At 56.8% G+C, this 10,093-nt stretch carries 11 protein-coding genes, 1 tRNA gene and 1 pseudogene; 6 read left to right on the plus strand and 7 right to left on the minus strand.

Translation table 11 applies throughout. The features are described from left to right. Positions 1 to 30: 30 nt before the first annotated feature. From QZN75_RS10020 to QZN75_RS00135, 6 genes and pseudogenes are all read right to left on the minus strand, one after another. On the minus strand, positions 31 to 672 hold the full coding sequence (locus tag QZN75_RS10020; RefSeq protein ID WP_394339479.1) for an MFS transporter: 642 nt from the start codon (positions 670 to 672) through the stop codon (positions 31 to 33). A 192-nt stretch (positions 673 to 864) separates the two neighbouring features. Beyond that, positions 865 to 1,497, minus strand: a pseudogene (locus QZN75_RS10025) (MFS transporter); the annotation flags it as partial. 138 nt (positions 1,498 to 1,635) lie between these two features. After that, a complete protein-coding gene (locus tag QZN75_RS00120; protein WP_292423155.1) occupies positions 1,636 to 1,824 on the minus strand; it encodes a hypothetical protein in 189 nt (62 codons plus the stop codon). 41 nt (positions 1,825 to 1,865) lie between these two features. After that, positions 1,866 to 2,108 carry a DUF3006 family protein gene (locus tag QZN75_RS00125; RefSeq protein ID WP_292423159.1) on the minus strand — a complete coding sequence of 81 codons (243 nt, stop codon included), beginning with the start codon at positions 2,106 to 2,108 and terminating at the stop codon, positions 1,866 to 1,868. 15 nt (positions 2,109 to 2,123) lie between these two features. Continuing rightward, on the minus strand, positions 2,124 to 3,458 hold the full coding sequence (locus QZN75_RS00130) for an amidohydrolase family protein (RefSeq protein ID WP_292423161.1): 1,335 nt from the start codon (positions 3,456 to 3,458) through the stop codon (positions 2,124 to 2,126). Between the two features lie 18 nt (positions 3,459 to 3,476). Continuing rightward, a complete protein-coding gene (locus QZN75_RS00135; RefSeq protein WP_292423163.1) occupies positions 3,477 to 4,148 on the minus strand; it encodes an MTAP family purine nucleoside phosphorylase in 672 nt (223 codons plus the stop codon). A gap of 181 nt (positions 4,149 to 4,329) precedes the next feature. On the opposite strand from QZN75_RS00135, the gene QZN75_RS00140 reads away from it, so the two are divergent. The 6 genes from QZN75_RS00140 (at position 4,330) to QZN75_RS00165 (ending at position 9,372) form a co-directional block, all read left to right on the plus strand. After that, a complete protein-coding gene (locus QZN75_RS00140) occupies positions 4,330 to 5,511 on the plus strand; it encodes a nicotinate phosphoribosyltransferase (protein WP_366652773.1) in 1,182 nt (393 codons plus the stop codon). 134 nt (positions 5,512 to 5,645) lie between these two features. Beyond that, positions 5,646 to 5,717, plus strand: a tRNA-Ala gene (locus QZN75_RS00145). Between the two features lie 63 nt (positions 5,718 to 5,780). Continuing rightward, entirely contained in the window at positions 5,781 to 6,410 is a 630-nt protein-coding gene (locus QZN75_RS00150; protein ID WP_292423167.1) for a DUF47 domain-containing protein, read from the plus strand. Beyond that, complete coding sequence (locus QZN75_RS00155) at positions 6,407 to 7,600, plus strand: inorganic phosphate transporter (protein WP_292423168.1); 1,194 nt, start codon at positions 6,407 to 6,409, stop codon at positions 7,598 to 7,600. Before QZN75_RS00150 ends, QZN75_RS00155 begins: the two co-directional genes overlap by 4 nt. A 71-nt stretch (positions 7,601 to 7,671) precedes the next feature. Further along, a complete protein-coding gene (locus QZN75_RS00160) occupies positions 7,672 to 8,301 on the plus strand; it encodes a DUF47 domain-containing protein (protein ID WP_292423169.1) in 630 nt (209 codons plus the stop codon). A 39-nt stretch (positions 8,302 to 8,340) separates the two neighbouring features. Next, the gene (locus tag QZN75_RS00165; RefSeq protein WP_292423170.1) at positions 8,341 to 9,372 is read left to right on the plus strand and encodes an inorganic phosphate transporter; all 1,032 of its coding nucleotides are present in this window, start codon (positions 8,341 to 8,343) and stop codon (positions 9,370 to 9,372) included. Between the two features lie 43 nt (positions 9,373 to 9,415). Here the strand turns inward: QZN75_RS00165 and nth are convergent. After that, positions 9,416 to 10,093, minus strand: a 678-nt coding sequence (gene nth, locus QZN75_RS00170) for an endonuclease III (protein WP_366652774.1), incomplete at its 5' end; no start/stop codon positions are given.

Consider the following 10,093-nt stretch of genomic DNA (forward strand, 5'->3'; position numbering starts at 1 on the left):
CCGTATCCTTATCTCAGGGAAAAGAGGATTTTAACCCTCCACCACCCTCTCCCCCCTCTGCTTTCCCCGGGCAAGCGACGCAAAGATCCCGATCACGCACAGGACCGTGAAAAGGATAAACGCCCAGTGCAGGCTTGTCGTGAACTGCGGGTAATACTGCGGGGTTATCTCCACCTGACCGATCACGATGGCAAAGAGCATCATCGCAATACCCATCGAGAGCATCTGCCCCAGGAGGCGCATTGTCGAGTTGATACCTGATGCGACGCCGTAATACCTCTTCTCCACGGCGCTCATGATCGCGTTGATATTTGGGGACGAGAAAATCCCAAACCCGATACCGAGGATCATGAGGACCACAAGGATGTACCAGAGCGGCGTCGTTTCATTTAAAAAGATGAACAGGAAAAGGCCGAGCGCGGTAAGTCCCATCCCTATAGACGAGAGGACCTGGGAATCGTACCGGTCGGAGAGCTTGCCGGCAAACGGCGATACAATCATCTGGAAAAACGGGGCCGTAATGAGGATAATCCCGGCATATTCCGCCGAGAACCCCTTGGTGTACTGGAGGTCGAGACTGAGCAGGAATGCGACCGCATACGTGGCGGAATAGTTAATGAGCGCAGCGATATTCGAGAAGGCGAAGATCCGGCTCCTGAAAAAGAGCTGCATGTTCAGGACCGGGAATGCCTGCCGCTGTTCAAACCAGACAAACACGCCGATCAAAACAATCCCGGCAAGCACGAGAATGCCACCGGTGACGTCCGGGAGCACGGAGAAGCCGACCATGAGCGAGATCAGTGCGATACTGTAAAGCAGCGAACCGGAGAGATCAAATTTCTCGCCGATGCACTCCGCCCACTCGCCCCTGAGTTTCCAGCGGATAAGGATCGCGGCGGTGATCGCGATAGGGACATTGATGTAGAAAATGCTTCGCCAGCCGAAGAGATCGGTCAGGACGCCTCCGAAAAACGGACCCAAGGAAAGCCCGAGGTACACGGAGGTGATGTACAGCCCCAGCGCTTTTCCCCGCTCTCCCGGGGGAAAAACTGCTGTCAGGATGGCAATCGCCGTGCCGAAGATCATGGCGGCGCCGATCCCCTGGATAACCCGGACCGCGATCATCTGCTGCTCGGTCACGACAAGGGTCATAACCAGAGACGCTGCGCCAAACAGGCAGATGCCCCAGAGAAAGATCTTTTTTCTCCCGTAGATGTCTGCGATCTTCCCGAACGGGACGAGGAACAGGGCGGAGGCAAGGAGATACGCGGTTGCCACCCATGAGAGCGCGATTGCATCCATGTGGAACGCGGTGCCGATCGTGGGCAGGGCGATATTTACTGCCGAACCGTCAAACGGTGTGAGAAAACCGGCCAGGATCGCGATTAAGAGGACGATTCGTTTTTCCGTCGCAGTGACCGGAAGAGCCGGCGTGTGACAGATTGCGGGAACCTGATTTAAGTCGTCACTGGTAGCAGGGGTATTCGTTGGCATCATACACACTCGGTGAAAGACAAAGGGGGGACACGTTTTTAGGGGGATGTACAGCGGGGGGTCCGGCTGGGCGGCAGCACCCGTTTTACGGATTGCCGTATGCACAGGGGTCTTTATGACACGCCCGCCAGGAGTGCCCCGTTACAACACGCCGAACCATGCGATATACGACATGATCACCATGACGGCAACGAGCACGATCAGGATCCTGTACCCGCATTTGTCGCAGATCCCAAGACGCGACGGATGACAGTCGTGGCAGTACTCGGATCTGCAGATCCGGCAGGTCTTCTGGTGGGTATGGCCCGGTTGGTTATCGCAACACGTCATAATTCATCTGTTTTTTTGTAAAATGGTAAAGATGTATCGGATTAGGTTTTTCGGCCGCCCTTCCTGACTGGGTACTGACGGATCAAGTCACCGATGAGGCCGGAGACCCGGTCTTGTGCTTCATGTGTCGCGGCCTCGTCACGTTCAACAGAGAGCGTGAGGATATCCCCCTCGCAACACCCGGCCGGGAGCAGGGCGAGTGGGAGGTTCAACCGGAGATTTTCCTCTTCCGGGAAAACAAGGACGGCAAACATCTCCCCGATACGATCGATGACAGCCTTCATGGGATAGGGATCCGTTCACACGGGGGTCTGCGCCCGTTTTACGAGGCCGGTTGCAGCCTGTGCAGCGTTTTTGAGGATCTCAGCCTCGCCCGGGACCTCGCGTTCGAGCATCAGGATCCGGCCGTCGCAGATCGTGGTCTCCACGGCGGCCCCGCTGCAGGCATAAACAAGGTTGGAAGCGGCGTTATGGAGCGGCGTGTTGCAGGGAGTGCGGATTGTTACAAGGATAATATCGGCAGGCGCACCCGTGGCAAGGGTGCCGGTACCGAAGCCCAGCGCCTTTGCCCCGTTCTTTGTCGCCATTGCAAGCGCTGCCGGTGCCGGGAGCACCGTCGGATCGTTCCAGAAAAACTTCTGGAGGAGGGCGGCGATCTTCATCTCTTCGAACATGTCGAGGTTGTTGTTCGATGCGCACCCGTCCGTCCCGAGACAGACATTCGCGCCGGCTCTTGCAAGCTGCGGGTAGGGCAGCGCCCGGTGGGTGGCAAGTTTCATGTTGCTTGCGGGGTTGTGGGAGATGCTCACACCCCGTTTTGCCAGCAGTGCACATTCCGCGTCGTCCAGCCAGCAGCCGTGTGCCGCGATGGTACGGGAAGTCAGGATGCCACACTTGTCCAGCAGGGCAGCCGGCCGTTTCCCGTGCTGTGAAATACAATCGTTTACCTCTTTTTCGGTCTCGGAGAGGTGGATATGGATGCCTATCTGCTGGTCGCGGGCAAACTCCGCGCACCACTTCAGCCCTTCGGGCGAGACCGTATAAGGGGCGTGCGGGCCGGCGGCAGCGTGGATCCGGGGGTTGTTCATCGCTTTGATATGGGCGACCAGCGCTTCTGTGGCCCGGCACTCATGTTCGCGTTTTTCTGCGTCGCCAAGATCGATGAACCCATAGCAGAGCATGGCGCGGATGCCGGCCTCGTCCACCGCTCTGGCGGCTGACTCCATCTGGAAGTACATGTCGTTAAAGGCAGTCGTGCCGGTCCGGATCATCTCAAGGCAGGCGAGTTTCGTGCCCCAGTAGACGTCATCGGTGGTCAGGTGGGCTTCGAGCGGCCAGATCTTCTGGCTAAGCCAGTCCTGCAGGACCATATCGTCCGCATAGCCCCGTAAGAGCGTCATCGCTGCATGCGTGTGCGTGTTTGTGAGCCCCGGCAGCGCGAGGGCGCCGTCACCATCGATTACAAACTCAGCTTCGCCCCGGTGCCGTTTGCGGATTTCAGGCCCGATATCGGTGATGGTCTCCGCTGCGTCGATGAAGATGTCCACCGGCGTATTGTCTGCGACCACGTTGGTGATGAGCACCGACTTATTCTTTCCAAAGATATCCACAGTTTCAGTCTTTGTCGTTGTCATTTTAGAGGATTCCCCTGTTTATCCCATCTGTCGGATGATCGATCCGACAATCTCTTCGGTCCGGTGCCGGTACGTCTTTGAGGTGGAGAGGATGTTGTCATAGGTAAGTATGTCCGTCCCGAGGCCATTTGCATAATTATCAATCGTGCAGAGCGCGGCAAAATCCATGCCGAGTTCGCAGGCAAGCGTCGCTTCCGAGGCGATCGTCATCCCCACGACATCCGCAATCCGTGAGAGGGCCGCCACTTCGGCGATCGTCTCGATCCTCGGCCCCCGGGTCTGCACGTAGACACCCCCCAGCCGGGCTTCAGGAACCACCGAGGAGAGTTTCTCCGCGAGCGCCCGCGGGAGTTCCGGCCTGACATGCTCGATCTTATGGTCATGGATGGAGGGGATATCAGTCATGCTGATATAATCGGTCGGGATGAGGAGGGTGCCGGGTGGGATCTCCTTTTTGAGCGAGCCCGATGAGCCGAACGCAACAATCCGGTCGACACCGGCGATCGCCATCGCCGCGAGGTTAGCCCGGTAATTGATCTGGTGCGGCGGCCGGCCGTGCTGGTGGCGCATCAGCATCACGATGTCGCCGCGGAGGAGGTCGGCGCTGCCAAAAGGCGTGGCGACATTCTCCGGTTTTAAGTCCGGCAGGGTCGAAAAGAGCAGGCTTGTCCCGCCGATGATGCCAAGCATCAGGCACCCCCCCCTGCACCTCTGCAGGAAGTCCTGCAGGTAAATGAACGCCTCTCCATGAATCTTCGGACAAAGGTTGTGTGCACCGGCACTAATACCTAGCGCACATGAGGCGTACAGGAATGTGTTTTTTCAACCATTACATGTAAAAGCGTCCCGGCACCAATAACATTCTATGGGTATGTTCGATACCGTCAGTGACGAGACGATTAAAAGAGGGGAATGCACGGACATCTACTTTGTCCGTACCGAGGAGATCCTTGAAAAAGAGCGGGTAAACCCGCTCGTATCCATGGAGGTGACCGCGGCGGCGCTCCCGGATACATGGGGGATCTTCTGCGGTTTGTCCGACGTGCTCGCACTCCTCGAACGCGTCCCGGTGACGGTCGATGCCATGCAGGAGGGCACGCTCTTTTACCCGGGCGAACCTGTCCTCCGCATAACCGGGCGGTACCGGGATTTCTGCCGGTACGAGACCGCGATCCTCGGGTTCCTCTGCCATGCATCCGGGATCGCATCGGCGACCGCCCATATCATGTGCGAAGCGAAAGGCAAGCCCGTTTATTCTTTTGGTTCCCGCCGGCAGCACCCGTCAATTGCCATGATGATCGAGCGGGCCGCGTGGATCGGCGGCGCGGATGGCGTCTCCAATACCTGCGCCCCTTCGGGCATGCCGGTCGTCGGCACGATGCCGCACGCGATGGTGATGTGCTTTCCAACACCGAAAGATGCGTGGCGCGCCTTTGACCGCGATGCCCCGGCCGATGTCCCCCGCATCATGCTCTGCGACACCTACTGCGACGAGAAGGCAGAGTCCCTCCATGCGGCCGGATGCGGCGCGACGGCAGTCCGGCTTGACACGCCCCGGTCCCGGCGCGGGAACATGCGTGCGATCATCGAGGAGGTCCGCTGGGAACTGGACTCGCACGGGTATTCCCGGGTGAAGATTTTCCTCTCGGGCGGGGTGACCCGGGAGGACGTGATCGCGTACCGGGACTGCGTCGATGCATTCGGAATCGGGGGAGCGATCGCAAACGCGCCTGTCGTCGACTTTGCCATGGATATCGTGGAGATCGAGGGAAAGCCCAAAGCCAAACGGGGGAAGCGGAGCGGGATAAAGCAGGTCTACGAACTCGTGTGCGAAAAACACCGTACCCTTCCCGTGGGGCAGACCCCTCCCGCGAACGCTGCTCCGCTGATCCGGCAGTATATTGTAGACGGCCGGATCGTAAAGCAGTCCGATATGCAGGAGGCGCGAAAAAGAGTGCTTGCGTGGATAAGGAGAGCCACTGATGCTGCCAAAGATAAAAATAATAAAAAAGGCAGCCCGCAGAAAAAGCAGTCCGGCAAATCATCTGCGTGAACGTTACCCCGCACCGGTGAAAACAGATCCAGTCTCCGCTGATGCCGGCGATCCGGAACGATCCCGCGTGTCGGCATTCAGGCCGCTTGTACCACCCAATTCTTTTAACCTATGCCGTGCAACAATGTTAGAGCGGGCCGGTAGATCAGTGGTAGATCGCTTCCTTGGCATGGAAGAGGCCGCGGGTTCAATTCCCGCCCGGTCCATTCGGTTATTCCTGTTTTTGCACATATTTTTATACTCACGGACAGACGGTATGTCCTGAGAGCATGCGCATCCGTGACCTGATCCTCCCCGAAGACAAGATCTTTTTTACCCTTTTTAAAGATATGGCGGGAAAGATTGCCGAAGCAGCGACGACATTAAACGAGATCACCCACGAGCTTCCCGAAGGAACGGAAAAATCCCACAAGGTGCGCCAGCTTGAGCACCTTGGGGATGAAGTGACCCGGCATATCTATGAACACCTCAACGAATCGCTGATCACGCCACTTGAACCGGACGAGATCGCCCGGCTTGCCCCGGCTTTTGACGACGTACTGGACAAACTCGACTGGGTGACCCACCAACTTGCGACCTACGAGATCCCGCAATCAAATGATGTCCTCAAGGAATATTCCTACCTGATCCTGATGACCAGCCATGAGATTTCCGATGCGCTGGACGCCCTTGCCACTTTAAACCATCCCGATGATGTAAGGAGTCATGTAACGGAGATTAGCCGGCTCTACAACCTGTCGGGCGAACTGCTCTCACGGGCCGTGCTCGACCTTTTCAAGACGCAGGACCTGCTGATGATCATCAAGCTCAAGGATATCTACGAGAGCATGGCAAAGGTGATGGAGAAGTGCAACGATGTGGGCCATGCCTTGTCTGATATATCGATGAGCCACACATGACCGGTATCGATCCCGTCGTTCTGTTTGGCGTCATCTTAGCGCTTGCGATGAACTTCATCAACGGGCTCAACGATGCCGCCCATGCCATTGCTACTGTAGTAGCGACAAAAGTCCTTTCGCCGGTAAAGGCAGTCTTCCTTACTGCGATCTGCAACATGATAGGGCCGTTTATCTTTACGACGGCCGTCGCAATGACCATCGGGACATCGGTTATCCACAGCAGTGCCCTGACCCCCCGGACAATCATTATTGCAATACTGGTGTCGACAGTGCTGGTCCTGGTGGCAACCCGTGCCGGCATCCCGATCTCCAGCAGTCATGCCCTGATAGGGGGCCTAATCGGGGCATGTGTTGCTGCAGCAGGATTCGCTGCCGTTATCTATCCTGCCATGGATACCGTCTCACAGACCATAATGTACGGGATTGCAGGAGCCGTGATCGGGGCACTGGTTGTCGGGAGTATCGCAAAAGCACTTGACGGTGATGTCCGGCTTTCCCTCCTTATCGGTGCCATCTGCGGTGCAGCAACCGCAATCCCCCTCCTCATGATCCTTGGAGTGCTCACGATCACGGGGTTGTTTGCCATCATTCTTTTCATATTCATATCCCCGATCCTTGGCGTTGTTACCGCATTCCTCTTTGACCTTCTCATCTCCCACCTCTTCCGGTACTCGCGCCAGGACAGGATGAAACGGATCTTTTCCCCGCTTCAGATTGTTGCCTGTCTTTTCCAGGCAGCGGGGCACGGGGCAAACGATGGGCAGCACGCAGTTGGGATCATCACCGCACTCCTGCTTTCAGCAGGCATCCTCTCCACCTTTGACATCCCCCTGTGGGTAATCCTTACCTCTGCCATCGCTATCGGTCTTGGGACCTGCTTTGGCGGATGGAAGGTGGTGGACAAGATGGCAAAGAAGATTACAAAGATCCGCCCGTACCAGGGGTTCTGCGCGGCAACCGCAGGGAGCGCGACACTTTCCATGGTAACGACATACGGGGTGCCGGTCTCCTCTACCCATGTGATTAGCGGGGCAATTATCGGCGTGGGGGTAACCCGGGGCAAAAATGCAGTCCAGTGGAAGGTCGTACGCGAGATGATGACCGCGTGGGTGGTCACGATCCCGCTCGCGGCGATCTGCGCTTTCGTCGGGTACCTCCTGTTTGCAATGGTGACTTTGGTTCCCTTGTAGTTACTGCCTGCTCAAACCAGATTTCGTTATATTTTTCAGGTTGCTGCGCTGATTACCAGTAGGTTTAGAGTATGGGTCTCCGGGAATTGCTGATACCGCAGGATAAGATCTTCTTCGAGATGTTCGAACGCCAGGCCGCAACCGTACGGGAAGCGGCGTACCTGCTGGTGGCGTTGAGCGAGGACTTCACTAATGTCAGGGACAAGAGACATGCAATCGAACTGCTCGAGCACCAGGGCGACCAGATCACCCATGGCATCTACGAGCAGCTCAACCGCACCTTTATCACCCCCCTTGACCCGGAGGAGATCTCGCGGCTTGCATCAACGCTTGACGATGTACTGGACTATATCGACGGATCATCAGAGAAGATGTATTATTACGGCATCGAGAACACCGATTCCCACATGGTGGAACTCTCAAAGCTGATCCATCTCTCCACTATTGAGATCGAAGGTGCAGTCAAGGGCATCCGCTCGATCAAGGATCCGCGGTATATCGAGGAGCGCTGCATCGAGGTGAACCGGCTGGAGAACCTTGCCGACGATGTGCTCGCCCACGCGGTGACCGATCTCTTCAAGACCAATGACGCGATCACGATCATCAAGCTCAAGGATATCTACGAGCATCTTGAAACGGCGACCGACTATTGTGAAGACGTGGCAAACATACTCTCCGATATCGCCATCCGGCACTCGTGAGGTGATGCTGTTGAAACAATGGTGTAGTGGAGGGCTCCCATGATCGTGGCGCCGCTGATCCTTATCGTCGCGATCATTTTCATAGCGCTCATTTTCGATTTCACGAACGGTTTCCATGATTCAGCCAATTCGATCTCGACCGTGGTATCCACAAAGGTGCTCTCCCCCCGGAACGCCGTGCTGTTCGCGGCTTTTTTCAATTTTCTTGCGGCATTCAGTTTTGGGGTGGCGGTGGCAGACACCATCAGCAATATCGTGGAACTTAATATCGTTGCGACCACGGTGATCCCGTATATCATTCTCGGTGCGCTGACCGGTGCCATCAGCTGGAACCTGATCACCTGGTTCTTTGGCCTCCCGACATCGTCGTCCCATGCACTGATCGGGGGTCTCACCGGCGCCGGCATCTCTGCGGCAGGACTTGCCGCCATTAAATGGTCGACTGTTGGTCAGGTCGCGCTTTTTATGGTACTCTCGCCGCTGATCGGTCTTACCTGTGGCTTTCTGTTTATGGCGGCGATCCTCTGGCTCACCCGCAAATCCAACAAACCGACGACAGAAGTGCATTTTAAGCGGCTTCAGCTCTGCTCTGCGGCAGCGTACAGCTTCAGCCACGGGACAAACGATGCCCAGAAGACGATGGGGATCATCGTCCCGCTCCTCTTTTCCATCGGGTACTTCAGCGCGGATGTCAATACCAGCCACCTGCCGGTACCCCTCTGGGTGATCATCATCTGCTACACGACGATTGCTCTCGGGACCCTTTCCGGCGGGTGGCGGATCGTCAGGACCATGGGGTACAAGATCACGAAGCTCCGTCCTGTGCAGGGTTTTGCTGCGGAAACGGCCGGGGCTGCAACGATTCTCGGCGCATCTGCGGTAGGTATACCGGTGAGTACGACACACGTGATCTGCTCGTCCATTATGGGTGTCGGTTCCACCATGGGCACGAGTACGGTAAAATGGGGCGTGGCACGAAGCATCATGATCGCCTGGATCCTCACAATCCCTGTCAGTGCCCTGATCGGGTTTGCCTCGTTCCAGGTGATCCGGCTCTTTGTCGGGTACTAAATTCATCCGGCATAAAGGAATGGAATATCATTTTTTGTGTTTTTTAATTTTCCGTGTGTGTCCGGTAATACCGGCAGAACGTGCGGATCCTGCATGACGGGCACTGTGGTTTTTTTGCCGTGCAGCACGCCCTTCCGTGGGCGATGAACACATCCGTGAGATCGCCCCACTCCTTTTTAGGAAACAAGGCCATGAGATCGTGTTCGATCTCGGTAACATCGTCCGTGTCCGAGAACCCGATCCTCTGTGCCAGCCTGCGCACATGGGTGTCCACGGCGATCCCATGGTTTTTCCCAAAGCCGTGGTACAGCACGATATTTGCGGTCTTCCTGCCGACGCCGGGAATCGAGAGCAGTTCTTCCATGGTATCCGGCACCTCCCCGCCAAAATCGGAGATCAGGACTTTCGCGGCCGCGATGATGTGCTGTGCCTTCGCGTGGTAGAATCCGAGGCTGTGGATGATGGACTCGATATCGGAGGTCACCGCACGGCTGAGGGCCTCCGGGGTCGGGTAAGCGGAAAAGAGCGGCTCCTTAACCAGGATCACGGCCCGGTCGGTTGTCTGTGCGGAGAGGATGGTGAGGATAAGCACTTCAAACGGCGTACCCCGGCAGACCGTTGTCGGAGACTCGCGGGCATGCGGGTACTGTTTCCTGAGAATGGAATAGATCCGGGCCGCATCCTGTTTTTTCATAAATGATGGGGTAGGGCGGATTCGAAC

Source organism: Methanoregula sp. (genome assembly GCF_003170075.1).
Lineage (GTDB): Archaea > Halobacteriota > Methanomicrobia > Methanomicrobiales > Methanospirillaceae > Methanoregula.

Bases quoted from the DNA above. Each gene is read 5' to 3' on its own strand.
- QZN75_RS10020 (WP_394339479.1), bottom strand. From the start codon at position 672: ATGCAGCTCTTTTTCAGGAGCCGGATCTTCGCCTTCTCGAATATCGCT.
- QZN75_RS00120 (WP_292423155.1), bottom strand. From the start codon at position 1,824: ATGACGTGTTGCGATAACCAACCGGGCCATACCCACCAGAAGACCTGC.
- QZN75_RS00125 (WP_292423159.1), bottom strand. From the start codon at position 2,108: ATGAAGGCTGTCATCGATCGTATCGGGGAGATGTTTGCCGTCCTTGTT.
- QZN75_RS00130 (WP_292423161.1), bottom strand. From the start codon at position 3,458: ATGACAACGACAAAGACTGAAACTGTGGATATCTTTGGAAAGAATAAG.
- QZN75_RS00135 (WP_292423163.1), bottom strand. From the start codon at position 4,148: ATGCTTGGCATCATCGGCGGGACAAGCCTGCTCTTTTCGACCCTGCCG.
- QZN75_RS00140 (WP_366652773.1), top strand. From the start codon at position 4,330: ATGTTCGATACCGTCAGTGACGAGACGATTAAAAGAGGGGAATGCACG.
- QZN75_RS00150 (WP_292423167.1), top strand. From the start codon at position 5,781: ATGCGCATCCGTGACCTGATCCTCCCCGAAGACAAGATCTTTTTTACC.
- QZN75_RS00155 (WP_292423168.1), top strand. From the start codon at position 6,407: ATGACCGGTATCGATCCCGTCGTTCTGTTTGGCGTCATCTTAGCGCTT.
- QZN75_RS00160 (WP_292423169.1), top strand. From the start codon at position 7,672: ATGGGTCTCCGGGAATTGCTGATACCGCAGGATAAGATCTTCTTCGAG.
- QZN75_RS00165 (WP_292423170.1), top strand. From the start codon at position 8,341: ATGATCGTGGCGCCGCTGATCCTTATCGTCGCGATCATTTTCATAGCG.